The organism is Endozoicomonas sp. 4G, assembly GCF_023822025.1.
In the GTDB taxonomy this organism is placed as follows: domain Bacteria; phylum Pseudomonadota; class Gammaproteobacteria; order Pseudomonadales; family Endozoicomonadaceae; genus Endozoicomonas_A.
In genome coordinates this window covers 3,069,008-3,093,101 of sequence record NZ_CP082909.1, presented here as the reverse complement: position 1 = coordinate 3,093,101, position 24,094 = coordinate 3,069,008, and the positions used below count along the sequence as shown (strand labels likewise).

3 protein-coding genes are annotated in these 24,094 nt (G+C 43.9%); all 3 read right to left on the bottom strand.

Features of this window, described 5'->3' with window-relative positions:
• Positions 1–339: 339 nt before the first annotated feature.
• The 3 genes from K7B67_RS11950 to K7B67_RS11940 all read right to left on the bottom strand — a co-directional run bounded on the left by K7B67_RS11950 (position 340) and on the right by K7B67_RS11940 (position 23,172).
• Entirely contained in the window at positions 340–8,328 is a 7,989-nt protein-coding gene (locus tag K7B67_RS11950; RefSeq protein WP_252176107.1) for a hypothetical protein, read from the bottom strand.
• A 340-nt stretch (positions 8,329–8,668) separates the two neighbouring features.
• Positions 8,669–16,531, bottom strand: coding sequence for a hypothetical protein (locus K7B67_RS11945; protein WP_252176106.1), 7,863 nt, complete (start codon positions 16,529–16,531; stop codon positions 8,669–8,671).
• Between the two features lie 269 nt (positions 16,532–16,800).
• Positions 16,801–23,172 (bottom strand): hypothetical protein, encoded by a 6,372-nt coding sequence (locus tag K7B67_RS11940; RefSeq protein WP_252176105.1) that lies wholly within the window; start codon positions 23,170–23,172, stop codon positions 16,801–16,803.
• Positions 23,173–24,094 lie beyond the last annotated feature (922 nt).

Below are 24,094 nucleotides of genomic sequence, written 5' to 3'. Positions count from 1 at the left end.
AATGACCAGCAGTGCAAAAAAGAGAAACTTCAACAGTCTTCTGTGACAAACAAGCATACAGTTGCCGTAAATCCTATTTGACAATTATTAACCAGAGTTAACCTGTTAAATAACTGTTTTATTTTTACTGATTGAATGAATTGTTCTGATCTCTGTTCTGAATTCTAAAGAGCCTGAGGAAAAATAGCAGTGGGTTCAGGATGTGGCAAGATGTGACGATAATCTGGCACAGGGCGTATTGGGGGGATGATTGGGCAACGACGGGCACGCAGACTTAGCCAGATAACCAGAGTTGGGATGCATAAGACGCAAAAATAACGCCGTCCGGATAAGTGGAGCCTACAGGTCATTTAATTTTTGAATTAATAGTTGTTTTTGAGCTTTTAAATGATTGAAATGCCGATCTGCCTTTTGCTGCTCTTTCAGAAAAAGGGCGGTATTGGCTGAGATCGAGTGGAAAAGGGGCAACCAGAAAGCAAGATCGACACCGTACTGTTTGAATGCGGTGATCATGGCCTCTCGGTTATCATCGTACATAACCGTCAGGTCAGCAGTTGCCAGAAGCGCAAAAAAAACATTTTTCAGTTCTGTATTTTTTTCAATCTTCTGTGTCATCATATCCCAGAACCGGTCCCGTTCGTTGTCAGAACTATCACTGAGTATCTCGTAAGCCCATAAATAATAGTGAGCCAGGGCTGATTTTGTGCGATGTTTCTTCACAAGAGCATGACTTATAGCTTCATAATTTGGGTGAGATTTCAGCCGGGGCAGGTTATAAATAAAGTCATCGAAACCAGTTTCAGGTTGTGGTGTTTCCTGCAGCGCTGTAAGCAATTTTGTATAGTCATACCGACTTATTTGATAACTTGCACTATTCTCTGATAATTGATCAATATCAGAAACGGTTGCCTTGGATGATATATCCAGTACCTCTGATTCACCTAACACGAAAGCTTTGACAAGGCTTAAATAATTTTTAATAGGTTTTGGGGTTTCACTGCTTTTAATTTTATTGTCCAGAAGCAAACCATATTGTTTTGGTCTTTTTTTAACGTCTTGCATCCTTACCTCCTCCAGTGGTTCCAGCAGTATTCTTTCTATACTGTCTGGGTTACTGACCCTGGGAAATAAGGCTTTTTCAGCTTCAGAGCCATCATTGCTGAACAGAAACTGGGTGTTATAGTTTACAGGGCAAATAAAAAGATGCTTTGCGAGTATTGCTGGCCAGCCAGCCTGTGGGGTATGCAAAAGATTAAACTGTTTATCAGTAAAGATTCTGATGGCTATCTCAGCTGCAAGGCGTACACCAAACATAGCGCTTGATATCAAGCCGGGCAAAATTTCCGTAATAATCCTACCGGCTTCAATAAAGATCTTTTCCTCTGGATTTTTGGTATATGGGAACTGAATAAAAGACTTATCAGTCAAGTCTGTTTGTGAGGATTGGGATGATTCATCCTGATGGTACCGGTAGTGGTTTGCCAGCCGCATGAGTATCAGTGACTCAAGATAACCCGCATAATGGAAGCCAATTATACGTGATTGATGGAAATGATCATAAGCAGTGGTCAGAAGTCTTTTGCGACCGGTTAATATTACCCGCTCGTGGTCAGAGCTTGTTTGCGCTTCCAGAAGCGTCAATCCAGCCAGACAATGAAGCCAGCTTGACACCTGTAGTGATTCAGAATCTATTTGACCTTCGTATCGTTCTAAGCGTTGTACTATTTTCTGATAGCCCACTTCTCGGGCTTGCTTAATAGCAAGTATAAAAGCATTGTCGTCTCCTCTTCTGAATTCTTTCATGAGGGTACCGTCAAAGATAGGAAGTTTACTCTCCTTTAATATTAAGTAACTGCCAGACGTCTCGACTGGCTCATGCCATATATGATTTACAAACAATCTGCGTAAAATTTGCCAGTCTTTTTCATTACTCTGGTGTTGAGATGCCCTTTCTGCATTTCCACCGAATTGCTTGATTGTGTACTCGTGAATCAATAAAAGGATGTTGTACCATTGTGACGGACTCCCGGTCGCCAGTTTAGGGAATAATTCAGTTAATTTTATTAGAAACTGTAAGTCATGACCAAAGTGATGGGCGGTCAATTTGCCTTGGGAGGTGGCATGAAGATTTCTAAGGTGAGGGAAAATGGGCTTTGCTTCTGCTGATAAACCAAGCAAATGAAAAGCAAGTTCTATGAGATCTGCCCTGGCCCGGCCCTCAGGATTATCATTTTCAGCGAGTTGCGCCTGATTTTTTCTGAGAAATAGAGCATTCAATGAGTTTGATGTAACAAAGCCCATTATAGAAAAGCGCATGATAACTGAGGATAGATCCAGGCTTTGAAATTGAAGCAAGTCCATCCGACCAGTAGCAAAGTGAAGTACTAATTTTAATATTGCTTCCGCTTTCGCTTCACCTACCAATGCCTCTGCCAATTCGACTTCCTGTTCCGTTGCTTTACTCATTACCGCTATTGCTACCTTTTTATCTTTCCCTGTCGAATAATCGATTTTTGTTTCCATTTTAAATATCTTTTCCTCTGTCTCTTTTGCTGCCATTTGCGCTGCCGCTAAAGCAACTGCTGCTTTATTTACTTCCATCGCTTTCTCTTCGATTGTTGCCGCTTCCATTTTTTCTGGTTCCATTGCTTTCATTTTCGATGCTGCCAGGTTCGCTGCTGTTAACATTGTTGCGAACTTCATTACGTCTCCTTGTTGTTCTTCTTGCAGTTGCCGGGTATAGGTAAACGTCTCGTCCATTTGACTTAAAACAAGATCAACTGCACTATCAGAGCCTTTTACCGGAAGCTCTTCCATAAACTTTCTGAATAGACGTACTGAAGGTGTTAGCCTGCCCGGGATCCGGCTTTTCGGGTTATTCAGGTAGGTGTCAGCATCAAAGGCCATTTTTAGATTGAAAGGTTTTGGAATCAGCATCAGTCGCTTGAGAAACAGTCCCGCCGGAACTGCGCAATGTGAATCCGCCTCTAAAAAAATCTCAATAGCCTGTGATACTCCGGAGAATCCAGAGGTACAGGCTTGTAATGTTTCGGAGAAATCTTTGTTCATAGCATGTTTAAAAAATAGTAAGAGCATTGCGGAATAGGGGAAGAAGTTTTTTTCGGCTTGTAAAATAGCCTCTTCTATTTTTTTTTCGTTGAGTTTGGCGTTCGGGCTAAAGGACAACACAATGGTTTTGTTATCATCTGACATTTTGGCCCCTATCATGGCCAGTGCCTTCAGAAAAAAGTAATAACCCATTCCCAACTCGTTGGTTCGATTTATATTTTGAAATAAAGCCTTTTTGAATTCTAAGATCTGCCTTTCTACCCTTTTCAAAAATTTTTCCGGGTTATCCTGCATAGAGTTGACTTCCTGAATAATCTTGTTATCCAGTTGCAATACATACTGGTTATGTAATGCTTTATCGAATATCTCTTTTGATACTCTGATACCTGGTTTCAGTGCTTCTGGTTTCAGTGCTTCTGGTTGTCTGGCTGCGTTGACTGTTCTTTTTGTTTTTTCAGAATTGGCTTGCTTGGAACTGGAAGCTTGAAGCTGGAAGCTGGAGGCTGGAGGCTGGATCTTTTTGGGTTGAATATAATCTCTTGAAATCAACAAAGACTTGGCTAGAATCCAGCTTTCTATTAAATGGGGCTTGGATTTTTTAATCGCTTTATTGCTTATTTTGGTGTGGTGCCCGTCAAATATTTCTTTTTCACTCTCCCTGTCTTTGCTTAATGAAGCTCTGAGATAGTCTTCCCAAAAACCCATTTTCCAAAAGGCGATCAATTTGGGTTGATTATTTTTGATCAATTGTCCGGTATGCTCAGTGCCCATAAATGCCCTCAGGTCAGTCATGGCCAGCACCTGTGGGAAACCGAGTAGATCAAAGAGTTGAGATTTTTTCTTGGAGGCTGCTTTAATTTGCAGAATGTTGAGGCTGTGATGCCAAAGCTCATTCCGAATCTGGCCTGTTGCGGGTTCTTCTTTTCTCTCCAGTATCAGTTTCAGTGAAGCGACGGTTTGTTGTAGCTCCTGAGTCTTGGGGCGGATGGCTTTCAGGGCTGTTACTATAGCGCCGTTATCCGGTTCTCTCAGGGCATTGATAATGGCCTTCACCTCTTTGCCCCTGTCTGAGAGGTCTGACTCTTTGGCTAATCCCCGTTCAATCTTTGGCAGGGTGATGACATCGCTATCCTGATAGAGCTGAGCCAGAAATCCGTCACTCAACAGGCCTTCAATGTTTACCTGATTGGAGCTTGTCTCTCTGGAAGTCATGCTTTGTAACAGCCGGTTTACAGGCTCTACCTGGGGCCAGCCTGCCGGATGATGGCTGTGCAATTGCATCCCCATTAATAATTGATAGGCAAGAGGTATACCGGCAATGGCTGCGGGTAGCAGCAGCTCGTAGGCTTTTTCATAGATCTGAAGTGCTTTTGATCGTTCCGATGGCAGTTTTTGGTTCAAAATGAACAATGCCTGAACCAGTTGTGCGTAGGGGGAGTGGTGCTCATAAGCGGCCTGTTCTAACTCTGTGCGTTGCTGACTGCTCAGGGTATGAGTCAGATTGATGGTGATGACCGGTTGATCTGTGGATGTATCAGCAGAGGCTCCGGAACAGGCCAGTACTTGCAGGGTTTTTGCTTTTCCTTTGTTCAGTTGATTTAGCAGTGTATCGAGCTCTGTACCGGGCTTTGGGTTTTCTTCAGAGGCCTGACTTTCTTCAGTGGCCTGGCTTTCTTCAGAGCCCCGGCAGTGTCCTGTTTTCGCTGCCAAATTCAGTTCACCCGGCAAGTTATTCTCCATCTCTTTAAGCCAGTTTGATATTTCTACGGACTGAGACAATGCTGTCTCGTAATCGATTGTATTCGGAATTGACTTTTGGACGACGGTTTTCTTCTTTTCTTTTTTTGAGCGTTCAGCAGGATCAGGGTTTGTTATCGTTTCCTCACTTTCTGCCTCACTTTCTACCTCACTATGGATGTCTTGTTTATTGTCAGCTTTCGGCTGGATATAAGGAAGCAGAAAGTCCGGTAATGTTAATGATTCTGTAGAATAGCTGAGCAGTGACTTTTGAATAATGGCCTGAACCTGCTGTTTAGTGTCGCTCGCCAGCAAGATTTTTAATGTATTTTGAGCATTGTGCACTTGTCGATTTTTCGTTTGATCAAGTTGTGTATCCTGAAGCAGTTTTTTAACCACAGTGGGCAGGCTTTGCATAAACAGTTTAGAACCTTTGTCAAAAGGTTCTGCATGTGCGAAATCGAAATACCCTTCAGGACCGACAGAAAAATGGATTGATAAGATTCGCCAGTTTTTTTCCTCGAAACAGCTGAATCCAAGGGTGTTTTCTGGGTTTTGACCCGGAAAGCAATTGATTTTTAAGGTGTGTAGTAGCGTTTTGTGCGGAACTATTTTTGAGCTGTCTAACACTATACCGAGAATGTTGTTATGTTTAACGTTAATGCCAGGCAGGGTGTTTCTCAGCTGATTCGCTATAGAGTCCGCAATCTCTTCCAGTGTTTTCATATCCTTAACGGCCAGGTCAATATTATTGGTAACAGGAGCCTTGTTCAGCTCGGAGGGTTTAACTAATGACGAAAGATGTTGCCACTTGGCTAAACCCGCATAAACAAGGGCATTTTCGGTATTGGAAATAATGGTGCGGACTTCTGTATGGACTTTTCTAAAAACTGGCTCGAAAACGATAAGTGCTGGAATGACATAGCGGATATGCTGTTTTTTTACTAAAAATTCGCCCTCGTGATATTTATTTAAATGGCTGTCCAAAGGTTGTATGGCATCGTTTATTTTTGATATGGAGAGATCGGGAGCTATAAAGGGGATATATTTACTGGCAGAGTCTTCCCAGAAAAAAACGACTGCTCCAAGCACGTTTTTGTTGATGTAAAATAACCCATCGGGGTTCTCTGTCTCGTCGAACGGGTAGCAAACCAGGCCAAATTTATTGTAAGAGCTGAACAGCTTACGTCCGAGCTCTCCCTGCATGAATTTACCGGGTGCAGTAAACGCCTGCTTTAGTGTATTGCTGGCAGATTCTGCGTTGCAAGCAAGACTTTCCCGGCATAATAAAATGTCTTTTTGCCATTGTGGATACAGCGTCCATAAAGATTCTTCAAAGCGATTGTCTGCCAGCCATTTATTTTCAGCTTCGTTTAACTTGGAGTCAGTCAGAAAGTGAGTGAACCACAGGTTGTTGTCACGCTGATAAGACAGTTTTACCACGTAATTATCGTAAAGCAGGAACTTAATGATATTTTCAAACCTGCCCAGCAGAGGCTGTTGAGGCGTATGATTGTGGTAGCGGTGGCCGTGATATCCCAGGTCATCAGCAATAGTGACCTCTATAGAATTTTCCAGGGCTTTTGATGCCAGAATCATGTGTTGTTGGTTGATTGGATCAAAACTCCGGAGCATCTGGTTATATAATGTCTCACTTTCACAATCGGGTAGTTGGCATTGGCGGTATAACCGTTCAAACATTCCCCTGGATCGAATGCCAAGTTGTTCTGGAAGAAAGTCCGATAAATAGCTCACTTTTTCAGGCAGAAGTTTAAAGGAATCGTAGCAATGCATTAGATGTTTAAGCAAGCAGGCTGAAGATGCTGCGTCTGCCGGTACGGCTGGATGGCTTGGGCCTGGTGAAGGCGGGTCATTATCGTCATCGCCAGCATGGTTCCTTTTGTCTGGGCCGGCACGTTTTTTATTTCTGTTGCCGCGTTGTTTTGCTTTTTGTTTAGAGGAAGAAGAAGTCGGGTCGGGCTGGTTTGCAGTTGCTCCATCATTTCCTTGAGCGCCAGAAACCATCATTTTGAACGATGGAAAATAAAGGTTGGCAGAGGATAAAAAAGGGTCGAATGGGTTTTCCGTTTTGGGCAATAAGGCCAGCGAGTTCCCGTTTGCCTGGCGGGAAGGTGATACACGACCGGAAAAGTATGAGTGGACAGGGTGTTCCGGAAACTCCCGATTTAAATAAGCCTGCACATTATTCAGTAACTCAGGCCGCCGTTTGACAAACTGGTAAAGTGAGCCGGGGTCGTTTTGAATTTGCTCCCTTACCCGGTCATTAAGACTTTTGGGCAGGGATGATGAGCTGAACCCTGAGAGCATTCCCTGTAACTGATAGAGATTAAGCGGCACATTGGCTACCGTGTTCACAAACAAAGCAGCCAGATTGGGATAGGCACTGTCTATCAGGTTGCCAATTTCCGGTACGTCCCAGCCGAGATAACGATCTTTCAGGCTATAAGGAGCATCAGTGAACTGCATAAGCAGCACCGGGTCTCCTGCTCCCCAGAAATGGTATTTCCGATGCTTGTCATTGCGGGTAATCAATAGAGAAGATTTTGACCAGACCGAATCCCGGTCATTACCGGGCGATACTTTTTCCAGCGCCCAAAGATTAAAGTACTTGCCACTGATCAGTGGCGGGCTGGGTTTTACGGCGATCTCGGGAATACCGGGTTGATAAAGCCATTTTTGATCCGCTAGTTGATAAAGCCAGTGATGAGTGTGGCAGGCGTGTATTTTTTTGCCCAATAGCTCACCGTGGGAAGACAGGCAATGAATCGCCTGAGTGATCCGCTGAATGTGAACACTGTCTAAGGCGGTTTGACCGTCAGTGCTGATGTTTTCTTTTTTAGCCAGCTCAGGCAGCAGCCAGGGTTTTTCGTGATTCAGTGGGGAATGAATAAGAATACTCTGACACTGTTTATGATCGGTCAGTGAATGAGTGCAGATAATGGCCTGCAGGCGATTTTGCTGGTCTTCTCGCCAAGGGCGCAGGAAAAGGGTGCTGGTATGGGTATCATTCAGCAGTTTCCATAGTGATAGCCAGGCAGACAGAGAGCCACCATCGACAGCTCGTATCCCTGGCGATGATGACGAGGGTGAGGCGGTGACCTGCCAGACCGGATGGTGGTCGATGCAACCGGTTTGCACGGATAAGCGGCTTTTCAGCAAAGGGTGGTCGAGAATCACTGGATGAGGGTTGCAATCGGGGGCATCACCAAAAGCCCGGGACAGTGAGGGAAAGCCATGCCTGAAAACAGGGTAGGGCACGCTTGAAGAAGGAAGCAGTTTTGCCAGTAGAACCCAGAACAGGTTACTCCGCCATTGATTGGAGAAAATAAGGGACAACTTTTTGACTGTACCAACGTCGTGTATTACGTAATAATGGCTACCCAGCCTGAGGTGAAAATTATTGGCTTTAAAGCCAGCGTAGATACCCGGAAAGCGGATTTCTGATGAGCTTTGCCAAGATTTATTCTGGTCGTCGGAAGCATAGCCTTGTTGTACGTTCATTCCAAAAATGACTGGCAGTGCAAAAAAAAGAAACTTCAACAGTCTTCTGTGACAAACAAGCATACAGTTGCCGTAAATCCTATTTGACAATTATTAACTAGAGTTAACCTGTTAAATAACTGTTTTATTTTTACTGATTGAATGAATTGTTCTGATCTCTGTTCTGAACTCTAAAGAGTCTGAGGAAAAATAGCAGTGGGTTCAGGATGTGGCAAGATGTAACGATGATCTGGCGTAGGACGCCGGGGATCATTGGGCAACGATGGGCGTGTAGACTCAGCCAGATAACCAGAGTTGGAATGCATAAGATGGAAAGAAGCGCCGTCCGGATGGCTGGAACCTACTGGTCAGTTGGTTGCTGAATTATTGATTGTTTTAGAGTTTTATAAAGATTGTGATGGTGATCTGCCTTTTTCTCATCTCCCAGAATAGAGGCGGTAGAGGATATGAGCGAGTGGAAAAACATCAACCAGAAAGCAAGATGGGAATGGTACTTTTTGAATACAGTGAACATGGCCTCTCGGTTATCATTGTACATAATCGTTAGGTCAGCAGTTGCCAGAAGTGCAAAAAAAACATTTATCAGTTCTTTATTTTTTTCAATCTTCTGTGTCATTATGTCCCAGAACTGATCCTGTTCGTTGTCAGGAATATCATTGAGTATTTCGTAAGCCCATAAATAATAGTGAGCCAGGGCTGATTTTGTGCGATGTTTCTTCACAAGAGCATGACTTATAGCTTTATAATGTGGGTGAGATTCCAGCCAGGGCAGGTTATAAATAAATTCATCGAAACCAGTTTCAGGTTGCGGTGTTTCCTGCAGTACTTCAAGCAATTTTGTATAGTCATACCGGCTTAGCTGATAGCTTGCAATATTTCCTGATAATTGATCAATATCAGAAGCAGTTGCCTTAGATGATGTATACACTACTCCTGATTCACCCAATACAAAAGCTTTGACAAGACTTAAATAGTTTTTAATAGGTTCTGGCCTGTCACTGTTTTTGATTTCACTGTCCAGAAGCTCACCATATTGTTTTAGTCTTTCTTTAACGTTTTGCTGCTTTATCTCCCCCAGTGGTTTCAGAAGTATCCTTTCTATACTGTCTGGGTTACTGACCCTGGGAAATAACGCTTTTTCAGCTTCAGAGCCATCATTGCTGAACACAAACTGGGTTTGATGGTTTACAGGACAATTCAAAAAATACTTTGCGATCATTGCTGGCCAGGCAGCCTGTGGGGTATGTAGAAGATTAAACTGTTTATCAGTAAAGATTCTGATGACTGCTTCAGCCGCAAACTGTGCGCCATGTACAGCGCTTGCCAACAATCCGGGCAGTATTTCTATAATAATCTTACCGGCTTCAATAAAGATCTTTCCCTCCGGATTCCTGGTGTATGGAAACTGAATAACAGGCTTATAAGTTAAGTCTATTTGTGAGGCTTCGGATGTTTCATCCTGATGGTACAGGTAGTGGTTTTTCAGCCGCATGAGTGTCAGTGACTCAAGATAACCACCATAATGGGAGCCAATTCCACGTGAGTGCTTGAAATGATCATAAGCACGGGCCAGAAGTCTTTTGCGACCGGTTAATATTACCCGCTCACGGTCAGCACTTACTTGCGCCTCCAGAAGCGTCAATCCAGCCAGACAATGAAGCCAGCTTAACATACGTGTTGATTCAGGGTTTTCTTCACTTTCATAATGCTCAAAACGCTGTACTATTTTCTGATAGCCCAATGTTCTGGCTTGCTCAATAGCAAGAAGAAAAGCATCTTCATTTCCTAGTATGAATTCTTTTCTGAGGGTACCGTCAAAGATAGGAAGCTGGTTCTCCTTTGATTTCTCCTTTGCTATTAACTGACTATCAGGCTCATGCCATATATAATTTTCAAGCCATTTGCGTGATTTTTTCCAATCGTTTTCAGTACTCTGGTGAGAGTGTGCCTCTGCTGCATTTCCACCGAATTGCTTAATCGTGTGCTCGTGAATTAATAAAAAGATGTTGAACCATTGTGACTGACTCCCGGTCGCCAGTTCAGGAAACAGGCTAGTTAATTTTATTAGAAGTTGTAAGTCATGACCAAAGTGACCGGCGATGAAGTAGCTTTGGCGATGGAGGGGAAGTTTTTCAAGATTAGAGAAAGCGGGCTTTGCTTTTTCTGATACACCAAATAGATGAAAAGCAAGTTCTATGATTTCTGCCTTTGCCCGACTGTTAATATCTTTATTTTTAGCGAGTTGCGGCTGTGTTTTTCTGAGGAACAGGGCATCCAATGAGTTTGATACATGAGCCTCCATCAAAGAAAAGCGCATGATAATTGAGGATGTATCCGTGCTTTGAAATTGAAGCAAGTCCATTCGACCAGTAGCAAAGTGAAGCATTAATTTTAATATTGATTGATCTACCTCTGCTGATAAAGTCGGTACTTGTTCATGTTGTTCGTCTTGCAGTTGCCGGGTATTTTTAAACGTCTCGTCCATTTGAGTTAAAACAAGATCAATGGCACCATCAGAGCCTTTAGCCGGAAGCTGTTCCATAAACTCTCTGAAAAGACGTATTGAAGGTGTTATTTTACCTGGTACCTTACTGTTCGGGTTGTTCAGGTAGGTGTCTGCATCAAAAGCCAGTTTCAGTTCGAAAGGTTTTGGAATCAAGATCAGCCGCTTGAGCAACAGTCCCGCCAGAGTCGCGTAATTAGACTCGAATTCTAATAAAATCTCAATAGACTGTGACACCCCGGAGAATGCAGATGCACAGGCTTGAAATGCTCTCGGGGTCTTTTTTTCCATAGCATATTCAAAAAAAATCAAGAGCATTTTGGCATAAGGGAAGCAGGCGTTTACAGAGTGTGTAATAGCCTCTTTTATCTTTTTGGCGTTGCGCTTGACTTCCGGGGTAAAGGACAACTCAATGGTTTTATTATCATCTGACATTTTGGCCCCGATCATGGCCAGTGCTTTCAGAAAATAGTAATAACCGACTCCCAACTTGTTGTTTCGATTTTTATTTTTGAATGAAGCCTTTTTGAATTCTAAGATCTGCTTTTCTACCCTGTTCAAAAATTTTTCCGGGTTATCCTGCATAAAGTTGACTTCCTGAATAATCTTGTTATCCAGTTGCAATAAATATTGGTTATGTAATGCTTTATCGAATACTTCTTTTGATACTCTGATGCCTGGTTTTAGTGCTTCTGGTTGTCTGGCTGCGTTGACTGCTTTTTTTGTTTTTTCAGGATTGGCTTGCTTGGAACTGGAAGCTTGAAGCTGGAAGCTAGAGGCTGGAGGCTGGATCTTTTTGGGTTGAATATAATCTCTTGAAATCAACAAAGACTTGGCTAGAATCCAGTTTTCTATTAAATGGGGCTTGGATTTTTTAATGGCTTTATTGCTTATTTTGGTGTGGTGCCCGTCAAATATTTCTTTTTCACTCTCCCTGTCTTTGCTTAATGAAGCTTTGAGATAGTCTTCCCAAAAACCCATTTTCCAAAAGGCGATCAATTTGGGTTGATTATTTTTGATCAATTGTCCGGTATGCTCAGTGCCCATAAATGCCCTCAGGTCAGTCATGGCCAGCACCTGTGGGAAACCGAGTAGATCAAAGAGTTGAGATTTTTTCTTGGAGGCTGCCTTAATTTGCAGAATGTTGAGGCTGTGATGCCAAAGCTCATTTCGAATCTGGCCTGTTGCGGGTTCTTCTTTTCTCTCCAGTATCAGTTTCAGTGAAGCGACGGTTTGTTGTAGCTCCTGAGTCTTGGGGCGGATGGCTTTCAGGGCTGTTACTATAGCGCCGTTATCCGGTTCTCTCAGGGCATTGATAATGGCCTTCACTTCTTTGCCCCTGTCTGAGAGGTCTGACTCTTTGGCTAACCCCTGTTCAATCTTTGGCAGGCTGGCGACATCGCTATCCTGATAGAGCTGAGCCAGAAATCCTCCATTTAACAGGCCTTCAATGGTTACCTGATTGGAGCTTGTCTCTCTGGAAGTCATGCTTTGTAACAGCCGGTTTACAGGCTCTACCTGGGGCCAGCCTGCCGGATGATGGCTGTGCAATTGCATGCCCATTAATAATTGATAAGCAAGAGGTATACCGGCAATGGCTGCGGGCAGTAGCAGCTCGTAGGCTTTTTCATAGATCTGAAGTGCTTTTGATCGTTCCGATGGCAGTTTTTGGTTCAAAATGATCAACGCCTGAACCAGTTGTGCATAGGGGAAATGGTGCTCATAAGCAGCCTGTTCTAACTCTGTGCGCTGCTGACTGCTCAGGGTATGAGTCAGATTGATGGTGATGACCGGTTGATCTGTGGATGTATCAGCAGAGGCTTCGGAACAGGCCAGTACTTTCAGGGTTTTTGCTTTTCCGTTGTTCAGTTGATTTAGCAGTGTATCGAGCTCTGTACCGGGCTTTGGGTTTTCTTCAGTGGCCTGGCTTTCTTCAGTGGCCTGGCTTTCTTCAGTGGCCTGGCTTTCTTCAGTGGCCTGGCTTTCTTCAGTGGCCTGGCTTTCTTCAGTGGCCTGGCTTTCTTCAGTGGCCTGGCTTTCTTCAGTGGCCTGGCAGTGTCCTGTTTTTGCTGCCAAATTCAGTTCACCCGGCAAGTTATTCTCCATCTCTTTAAGCCAGTTTGATATTTCTACGGACTGAGACAATGCTGTTTCGTAATCGATTGTATTCGGAATTGGCTTTTGGACGACGGTTTTCTTCTTTTCTTTTTTTGAGCGTTCAGCAGGATCAGGATTTGTTATCGTTTCGACATTTTCAACATTTTCAACATTTTCAACATAGGCAGTGCTGGCCACTGCTGTGCTGTCTGCTAAAGGCTCAACGGCAACGGGTGCAGTTATTTGGGTGTCTTGTTTATTGTCAGCTTTCGGCTTGATATAAGGAAGCAGAAAGTCCGGTAATGTTAATGATTCTGGGGAATAGCTGAGCAGTGACTTTTGAATAATGTCCTGAACTTGTTGTTCAGTGTCGCTCGCTAGCAAGATTTTTAATGTATTTTGAGCATTTTGTACTTGTCGCTTTTTCGTTTGATCAAGTTGTGTATCCTGAAGCAGTTTTTTAACCACAGTGGGCAGGCTTTGCATAAACAGTTTAGAACCTTTGTCAAAAGGTTCTGTATGTCCGAAATCGAAATACCCTTCAGGACCAACAGAAAAATGGATTGATAAGATTCGCCAGTTTTTTTCCTCAAAACAGCCGAATCCAAGGGTGTTTTCTGGGTTTTGACCCGGAAAGCAATTGATTTTTAAGGTGTGTAGTAGCGTTTTGTGCGGCACTATTGTTGAGCTGTCTAACACTATACCGAGAATGTTGTTATGTTTAACGTTAATGCCAGGCAGGGTGCCTCTTAGCTGATCTGCTATAGAGGCCGCAATCTCTTCCAGTGTTTGCATATCCGTAACGGCCAGGTCAATATTATTGGTAACAGGTGCCTTGCCCAGCACGGAGGGTTCAACTAATGACGAAAGGTGTTGCCACCTGGCTAAACCCGCATAAACAAGGGCATTTTCGGTATTGGCAATAATGGTGCGGACTTCTGTATGGACTTTTCTAAAAACTGGCTCGAAAACGATAAGTGCTGGAATGACATAGCGGATATGCTGTTTTTTTACTAAAAATTCACCCTCGTGATATTTATTTAAATGCCTGTCCAAAGGTTGTATGGCAGCGTTTATTTTTGATATGGAGAGATCGGGAGCTATAAAGGGGATATATTTACTGGCAGAGTCTTCCCAGAAAAAAACGACCGCTCCAAGCACGTTTTTATTGATGTAAAATAATGCATCGGGGTTCTCTGTATTGTCGAATGGGTAGCAAACCAGGCCAAATTTATTGTAAGAGCTGAACAGCTTACGCCCGAGGTCTCCCTGCATGAATTCATCGGGTGCAGTAAACGCCTGCTTTAGTGTATTGCTGGCAGATTCTGCGTTGCAAGCAAGACTTTCCCGGCATAATAAAATGTCTTTTTGCCATTGTGGATACAGTGTCCATAAAGATTCTTCAAAGCGATTGTCTGCCAGCCATTTATTTTCAGCTTCGTTTAACTTGGAGTCAGTCAGAAAGTGAGTGAACCACAGGTTGTTGTCACGCTGATAAGACAGTTTTACCACGTAATTATCGTAAAGCAGGAACTTAATGATATTTTCAAACCTGCCCAGGAGAGGCTGTTGAGGCGTATGATTGTGGTAGCGGTGGCCGTGATATCCCAGTTCATCAGCAATAGTGACCTCTATAGAATTTTCCAGGGCTTTTGATGCCAGAATCATGTGTTTTTGGTTGATTGGATCAAAACTCCGAAGCATCTGGTTATATAATGTCTCACTTTTACAATCGGATAGTTGGCATTGGTGGTATAACCGTTCAAACATTCCCCTGGATCGGATGCCAAGTTGTTCTGGAAGAAAGTCCGATAAATAGCTCACTTTTTCAGGCAGAAGTTTAAAGGAATCGTAGCAATGCATTAGATGTTTAAGCAAGCAGGCTGAAGATGCTGCGTCTACCGGTGTAACCGGATGGCTTGGGCCTGGTGATGGCGGGTCATTATCGTCATCGCCAGCATTGTTCCTTTTGTCTGGGCCGGCATGTCGTTTATTTTTGTTGCTGCGTTGTTTTGCTTTTTGTTTAGAGGAAGAAGCCAGACTGGGCTGGTTTACAGGTGCTCCATCATTTCCTTGAGCGCCAGAAACCATCATTTTGACCGATGGAAAATAAAGGCTGGCAGAGGATAAAAAAGGGGCGAATGGGTTTTCCGTTTTGGACAATAAAGCCAGCGGGTTCCCGTTTGCCCGGCGGGAAGGTGATACACGACCGGAAAAGTATGAGTGGACAGGGTGTTCTGGAAACTCCCGGTTTAAATAGGCACGCACATTATTCAGTAACTCAGGCCGCCGTTTGACAAACTGGTAAAGTGAGCCGGGGTCGTTTTGAATTTGCTCCCTTACCCGGTCATTGAGATTTTTGGGCAGGGATGACGAGCTGAACCCTGAGAGCATTCCCTGTAACTGATAAAGATTAAGCGGCGCATTGGCTACCGTGTTTACAAACAGAGCGGCCAGGTTGGGATAGGCACTGTCTATCAGGTTGCCAATTTCCGGTACGTCCCAGCCGAGATAACGATCCTTGAGGCTATAAGGAGCATCAGCGAACTGCATAAGCAGCACGGGGTCTCCTGCTCCCCAGAAATAGTATTTCCGATGTTTGTCATTGCGGGTAATCAGTAGAGAAGACTTTGACCAGGCCGAATCCCGGTCATTACCGGGCGATACTTTTTCCAGCGCCCAAAGATTAAAGTACTTCCCGGTGATCAGTGGGGGACTGGGTTTGATAGCAATCTCGGGAATACCGGGTTGATAAAGCCATTTTTGATCCGCCAGTTGATAAAGCCAGTGATGAGTGTGGCAGGCGTGTATTTTTTTGCCCAATAGCTCACCGTGGGAAGACAGGCAATGAATCGCCTGAGTGATCCGCTGAATGTGGACACTGTCTAAAGCGGTTTGACCGTCAGTGCTGATGCTTTCTTTTTTAGCCAGCTCAGGCAGTAGCCAGGGTTTTTCGTGATTCAGTGGGAAATTAATCAGTACACTCTGACACTTTTTAGTGTCTGTAACCGTATCTGTAACCGGATCAGCCTGGCAGATAACGGCTTGCAGGCGATTTTGCTGACCTTCTCGCCAGGGGCGCAGAAAAAGGGTGCTGGTATGGGTGTCATTCAACAGTTTCCATAGTGATAGCCAGGCAGACAGAGAGCCACCATCGACAGCTCGTATCTCTGGCGATGATGTCGAGGGTGAGGCGGTGACCTGCCAGACCGGATGGTGGTCGATGCAACCGGTTTGCACGGATAAGCGGCTTTTCAGCAAAGGGTGGTCGAGAATCACCGGATGAGGGTTGCAATCAGGGGCATCACCAAAAGCCCGGGACAGTGAGGGGAAACCATGCCTGAAAACAGGGTAGGGTACGCTTGAAGAAGGAAGCAGTTTTGCTAGCGCAAGCCAGAACAGGTTACCCGACCACTGCTGGGTAAAAAAAAGAGACAACTTTTTGAGTGTGCCAATGTCGTGTATTACGTAATAATGGCTACCCAGTCTCAGGTGGAAGTTATTGGCTTTAAAGCCAGCATAGATATCCAAAAAGCGGATTTCTGATGAGCTTTGCCAAGATTTATTCTGGTCGTCGGAAGCGTAGATTTTTTGTACGTTCATTCCAAAAATGACTGGCAGTGCAAAAAAAAGAAACTTCAACAGTCTTCTGTGACAAACAAGCATACAGTTGCCGTACATCCCATTTGACAATTATTAATCAGAGTTAACCGGTTAAATAACTGTTTTATTTTTACTGATTGAATGAATTGTTCTGATTTCTGTTCTGAATTCTGTTCTGAATTCTAAAGAGTCTGAGGAAAAATAGCAGTGGGTTCAGGATGTGGCAAGATGTAATGATGATCTGGCACAGGGCGTGTTAGGGGGGATTGCTACTGATCAGCTGGTTGCGAAATTATTAGTTTATTTTGAATTTCAAAACGATTGAAATGAAGGTCTGCCTTTTGCTCCTCTCCCAGAACAAGGGCGGTAGTGGCTGTGGTCGAGTGGAAAAAGGCTAACCAGGAAGCAAGCTCGACACTGTACTGTTTGAATGCGTTGATCATGGCTTTCCGGTTGTCATCGTACATAACCGTTAGATCGCCAGTTGCCAGAAGTGCGAAAAAAACATTTTTCATTTCTCTATTTTTTCCAATCTTCTGTGTCATTATATCCCAGAACCGATCCCGTTCGTTGTCAGAACTATCACTGAGTATCTCGTAAGCCCATAAATAATAGTGAGCCAGGGCTGATTTTGTGCGATGTTTCTTCACCAGAGCATGACTTATAACTTCATAATTTGGGTGAGATCCCAGCCGGGGCAGGTTATAAATAAAGTCATCGAAACCAGTTTCAGGTTGTGGTGTTTCCTGCAGCGCTGTAAGCAATTTTGTATAGTCATACCGACTTATTTGATAACTTGCACTATTCTCTGATAATTGATCAATATCAGAAACGGTTGCCTTGGATGATATATCCAGTACCTCTGATTCACCTAACACGAAAGCTTTGACAAGGCTTAAATAATTTTTAATAGGTTTTGGGGTTTCACTGCTTTTAATTTTATTGTCCAGAAGCAAACCATATTGTTTTGGTCTTTTTTTAACGTCTTGCATCCTTACCTCCTCCAGTGGTTCCAGCAGTATTCTTTCTATACTGTCTGGGTTACTGACCCTGGGAAATAAGGCTTTTTCAGCTTCAGAGCCATCATTGCTGAACAGAAACTGGGTGTTATAGTTTACAGGGCAAATAAAAAGATGCTTTGCGAGTATTGCTGGCCAGCCAGCCTGTGGGGTATGCAAAAGATTAAACTGTTTATCAGTAAAGATTCTGATGGCTATCTCAGCTGCAAGGCGTACACCAAACATAGCGCTTGATATCAAGCCGGGCAAAATTTCCGTAATAATCCTACCGGCTTCAATAAAGATCTTTTCCTCTGGATTTTTGGTATATGGGAACTGAATAAAAGACTTATCAGTCAAGTCTGTTTGTGAGGATTGGGATGATTCATCCTGATGGTACCGGTAGTGGTTTGCCAGCCGCATGAGTATCAGTGACTCAAGATAACCCGCATAATGGAAGCCAATTATACGTGATTGATGGAAATGATCATAAGCAGTGGTCAGAAGTCTTTTGCGACCGGTTAATATTACCCGCTCGTGGTCAGAGCTTGTTTGCGCTTCCAGAAGCGTCAATCCAGCCAGACAATGAAGCCAGCTTGACACCTGTAGTGATTCAGAATCTATTTGACCTTCGTATCGTTCTAAGCGTTGTACTATTTTCTGATAGCCCACTTCTCGGGCTTGCTTAATAGCAAGTATAAAAGCATTGTCGTCTCCTCTTCTGAATTCTTTCATGAGGGTACCGTCAAAGATAGGAAGTTTACTCTCCTTTAATATTAAGTAACTGCCAGACGTCTCGACTGGCTCATGCCATATATGATTTACAAACAATCTGCGTAAAATTTGCCAGTCTTTTTCATTACTCTGGTGTTGAGATGCCCTTTCTGCATTTCCACCGAATTGCTTGATTGTGTACTCGTGAATCAATAAAAGGATGTTGTACCATTGTGACGGACTCCCGGTCGCCAGTTTAGGGAATAATTCAGTTAATTTTATTAGAAACTGTAAGTCATGACCAAAGTGATGGGCGGTCAATTTGCCTTGGGAGGTGGCATGAAGATTTCTAAGGTGAGGGAAAATGGGCTTTGCTTCTGCTGATAAACCAAGCAAATGAAAAGCAAGTTCTATGAGATCTGCCCTGGCCCGGCCCTCAGGATTATCATTTTCAGCGAGTTGCGCCTGATTTTTTCTGAGAAATAGAGCATTCAATGAGTTTGATGTAACAAAGCCCATTATAGAAAAGCGCATGATAACTGAGGATAGATCCAGGCTTTGAAATTGAAGCAAGTCCATCCGACCAGTAGCAAAGTGAAGTACTAATTTTAATATTGCTTCCGCTTTCGCTTCACCTACCAATGCCTCTGCCAATTCGACTTCCTGTTCCGTTGCTTTACTCATTACCGCTATTGCTACCTTTTTATCTTTCCCTGTCGAATAATCGATTTTTGTTTCCATTTTAAATATCTTTTCCTCTGTCTCTTTTGCTGCCATTTGCGCTGCCGCTAAAGCAACTGCTGCTTTATTTACTTCCATCGCTTTCTCTTCGATTGTTGCCGCTTCCATTTTTTCTGGTTCCATTGCTTTCATTTTCGATGCTGCCAGGTTCGCTGCTGTTAACATTGTTGCGAACTTCATTACGTCTCCTTGTTGTTCTTCTTGCAGTTGCCGGGTATAGGTAAACGTCTCGTCCATTTGACTTAAAACAAGATCAACTGCACTATAAGAGCCTTTTACCGGAAGCTCTTCCATAAACTTTCTGAATAGACGTACTGAAGGTGTTAGCCTGCCCGGGATCCGGCTTTTCGGGTTATTCAGGTAGGTGTCAGCATCAAAGGCCATTTTTAGATTGAAAGGTTTTGGAATCAGCATCAGTCGCTTGAGAAACAGTCCCGCCGGAACTGCGCAATGTGAATCCGCCTCTAAAAAAATCTCAATAGCCTGTGATACTCCGGAGAATCCAGAGGTACAGGCTTGTAATGTTTCGGAAAAATCTTTATTCATAGCATGTTTAAAAAATAGTAAGAGCATTGCGGAATAGGGGAAGAAGTTTTTTTCGGCTTGTAAAATAGCCTCTTCTATTTTTTTTTCGTTGAGTTTGGCGTTCGGGTTAAAGGATAACACAATGGTTTTGTTATCATCTGACATTCTGGCTCCTATCATGGCCAGTGCCTTCAGAAAATAGTAATAACCCATTCCCAGGTCGTTGGTTCGATTTTTATTTTTATCTCTAAATAAAGCCTTTTTGAATGCATAGATCTGCTTTTCTACCTGTTGCAAGAATTTTTCCGGGTTTTCCTGCATAAAGTTGATTTCCTGAATAATTTTAATATCCAGTTGCAATAAGTACTGGGTATGTATTTTTTCCCTAAATTCTTTTGATACTCTGATGCCTTGCCTCAGGTCTTGTGGTTGTCTGGCTGCGTTGACTGTTCTTTTTGTTTTTTCAGGATTTCTATCTGCGCCAACAGTGAGTGACACCGAATTGGCTGGGTTGCTGGAAGCTGGAGCCGGAACCTCTTTGATTTGAATAAAATCTCTTGAAAGCAGCATAGACCGGGCAAGAATCCAGTCTTCTATCAAATCGGGTTTGGATTTTTCAGTCGCTTTATTGCTTATTTTTTCGTGGTGTTCATCAAATATTTCCTTTTCATTCTTCCTGTCTTTGCTCAGTGTGGCTTTGAGATAGCTTTCCCAAAACCCCATTTTCCAAAAGGATGTGGATTTGGAGTGATTATTTTTGAAGAATTGTCCGGTAGGCTCAATACCCTTAAATGCTTTCAGGTCGGTCATGGCCAGCACATGGGGGAAATGAGACAGGTCAATGAACTGAGATTTTTTCTTGTGGGCTCCCGGGATTTTCAGGGTGTCGAGACTGTGATGCCAAAGTTCACTATGAATCTGACCCGCGGCAGGCTCTTTTTTTCTCTCCAGTATCAGTTTCAGTGAAGCGACGGTTTGTTGCAGCTCCCGGGTTCCGGGGCGAATGGCTTTCAAGGCTGTTACTATAGAAGGGTTATCGGGTTTTCTCAGGGCATTGATGATGGCCTTCACCTCTCTGCCCCTGCCTGAGAGGTCTGACTCTTTGGCTAACCTCTGTTCAATCTTTGTCAGGGTGGTGACATCGGTATCCTGATAAAGCTGAGCCAGAAATCCTCCACTCAACAGGCCTTCAATGTTTACCTGATTAGAGCTTGTCTCTCTGGAAGTCATGCTTTGTAACAGCCGGTTTACAGGTTCTATCTGGGGCCAGCCTGCCGGATGATGGCTGTGCAATTGCATAGCTATTAATAATTGATAGGCAAGAGGTATACCGGCAATGGCTGCGGGTAGCAGCAGCTCGTAAGCTTTTTCATAGATCTGAAGTGCTTCTGATCGTCCCGATGGGAGGGGTTGGTTCAAAATGATCAACGCCTGAACCAGTTGTGCGTAGGGGAAGCGGTTCTCATAAGCTGCCTGTTCTAACCCTGTGCGCTGCTGACTGCCCAGGGTATGAGTCAGGTTGATGGTGATGACCGGTTGGTCTGTGGTTGTATCAACAGATGCTCCGGAACAGGCCAGTGCTTGCAGGGTTTTTGTTTTTCCGTTGTTCAGTTGATTTTGCAGTGTATCAAGTTCTGTACCGGGCTCTGGGTTTTCTTCATAAGCTTTGCTCTCTTCATAAGCTTTGCTCTCTTCATAAGCTTTGCAATGTCCTGCCTTTACTGCCAAATTCAGCTCGCCCGGTAAGTTATGCTCCATTTCTTTAAACCAGTTTGATATTTCCATGGACTGAGACAATGCCGTTTCGTAATCGGTCGTATTCGGGGTTGACTTTTGGACGACGGTTTTATTCTTTTCTTTGTTTGGGAGTTCGGCAGGGTCAGGAGCTGTTATCTCACTGTTGCCAGCTACCTCAGAGCGTTGATCATCAGGGCTTTCTGCTACTTCGATATCCTCCTTTTCTGGCGCAGTTGCCGTATTGCTTATTTCCGGTTGAACCGTCTTTTTCAGTCTTTGTTTTTGTTTCTTTTTCTTCTTACGAGGCTTTAAAGCCGAATCATCGGTTATTGCCTCTTCACTTTCGGCAGAAGTAGTGCTGGCAACGGCCGCATGTTCATCAATGATTTTTTTCTCTGGTGCATTGTCTGCTAAAGCTATAGCAGCAGCTGGCACGGCTAGGTTTGTTTGAGCAGCAATCATGGCATGTTGATCACTTACAGCACTTTTTCCCTTAGTGTTTTTTGCCTTGATATAAGGAAGCAGAAATTCCGGTAATTTGGATGGCTCAGAACGGCTGATCGGTGACTTTCGAATAATGGCCTGAACCTGTCGCTCAGTGTCACTGGCCAGCAAGATTTTTAATGCCTTCTGAGCATTTTGCACACGTCGCTCTTTTGCTCGTCGCTCGGAATCACTGCCTGAGTAGGTTTGATCAAGTTGTGTATCCTGCAGTAGTTTTTTAACCATAGCGGTCAGGTTGGGCATAACCAGTCTGGAATTCTGGTCAAAAGGTTCTACATGAATAAAATCGAAATATCCTTGAGGCCCAGCAGACATATCGATCGATAAGATTCGCCATCTTTCTGCGTTACAATGAGCGAAGTTTATTGTGTTCGCGTCGTTATTAGCGGGAAAACAACTGATATTTAACGTGTGTAGTAGCCCTTGGTGCTCAAATTTTTCTGAGTTGGCCAAGATGATAATGTAAATGTTGTTGCGTCTGATGATGATGCCAGGCAAGGCTTTTCTTAGCTCTTCCTCTAAATCGGCTGAAATGGTTTCCAGATCTTTAATATCCTCAACTGCCAGATCAATATCGTTGGTAACCGGTATCTTGGTCAGTTCGGTGGGTTCAACCGATGATGAAAGATGTTGCCATCTGGCCAAACCGCCATAAAGAAGAATCCTTCTGGTATTGGATATAATTCTTCGGGCTTCTGTATGTGTTTTTTTAATAACCGGTGCCAGCACTACCAGTGCAGGAATGATATAGCGCATATGCTGTTTTTTTACTAAAAATGCGCCTTCGGTATATTTTATTAAATGATTATTTAAAGCTTGTATGCTTTCCCTTATTGTTGGGATGGAGAGGTCAGGAGCTATAAAATGGATATATTTACTGGCAGAGTCTCCCCAGAAAAAAATCACTGCTCCAAGAATGTTTTTGCTAATGTAGAGTATTCCATCGGGGTTCTCTGTCTTGTCGAACGGGTGGGAAACCAGGCCTAATTCATTGTAAAGGCTGAACAGCTTACGCCCGTGTTTTCTCTGCATGAATCGACCTGGTGCAGTAAACGCCTGGGTTAGCATTTTACTGGCAGATTCTGCGTTGCAATGAAGACTTTCCCGACATAATAAAAGATCTTTTTGCCATTGCGGATACAGTTTCCATAAAGCATCTTCAAACCAATTGCTTGCCAGCCATTTATTTTCCTCTTTATCTAAGTGGGGCTGGGCCAGGAAGTGAGTGTACCACTGGTTGTTGTGACTGTGATGAGACAGTTTTACAGCGTGATTATCGTGAAACAGGAAGATATCAAGATCTTCAAGCTTGCCCAGAGACGGGGGATGCTCTTTATCATCGTTATAGGTGTGATATTTCTGATAACCATCAGCAACGATGATCAGTATAGAGTGTTGCGTAGCTTTTGATGCCAGCGTCATGTGTCGTTGGTTTTTTGGATCAAAACCCCGGAGCATCTGGTTATATAATATTTCACCTTCACCTTCACAATCCGTTAGCTGGCACTGGTTGCGTAACTGGTCAAATTTTTCTTTGGATACGATGCCAAGCTGTTCTGGAAGAAAATCCGATAAATGGCTTATTCTTTCAGGCCAGAGTTGAGAGGACTCGTAGAAATGCAACAGATGTTTAAGCAAGGGGGTTGAGGTTGCTGCGTCTGCCGGTGTGACCGGATGGCTTCCTCCGCCCGGTGGTGGCGGCTCATTACCGTTATTGTCAGCATTGTTCTTCTTGTCAGGGCTGCCAGTTCGTTTATTGTTGCCGCTTTGTTCCGCTTCTTGTTCAGAGGAAAAAGCCAGGCAGGGTTGGGATGCAGGTGCTCCATCATTTCCTTGAATACCAGGAACCGTCATTATGCCCGATGGCAGCCGGACTGGAGTATTTGGCTGGTAAAAATAGTCGAACGGGTTTCCCGTTTTAGGCAATAGCGTCAGCGAGTCCCCATTTGCCTGATGGGTAAAAAAAGGTGATACAGGACTGGAAAAGTATGAGTGGACAGAGTGCCCCGGAAACTCCCGGTTTAAATAGGTCTGCACATTATTCAGTAACTCAGGCCGCCGTTGAACAAACTGGTACAGTGAGCCGGGGTCGTTTTGAATCTGCTCCCTTACCCGGTCACTGAGGCTTTTGGGCAGGGATGATGAGCTGAACCCTGAGAGCATTCCCTGCAATTGATAGAGCTTAAGTGGCGTACTGGCTACCGTGTTCATCAACAGAGCGGCCAGGTTGGGATAGGCACTGTCTATCAGGTTGCCAATTTCCGGTACGTCCCAGCCGACGTAACGATCCTTGAGGCGATAAGGAGCATCAGCGAACTGCATAAGCAGCACCGGGTCTCCTGCT

What these genes read in the sequence shown, in the direction of transcription:
- K7B67_RS11945 (WP_252176106.1), bottom strand. Translation starts at nt 16,531, where the DNA reads ATGAACGTACAAAAAATCTACGCTTCCGACGACCAGAATAAATCTTGG.
- K7B67_RS11940 (WP_252176105.1), bottom strand. Translation starts at nt 23,172, where the DNA reads ATGACGCTGGCATCAAAAGCTACGCAACACTCTATACTGATCATCGTT.
- K7B67_RS11950 (WP_252176107.1), bottom strand. Translation starts at nt 8,328, where the DNA reads ATGAACGTACAACAAGGCTATGCTTCCGACGACCAGAATAAATCTTGG.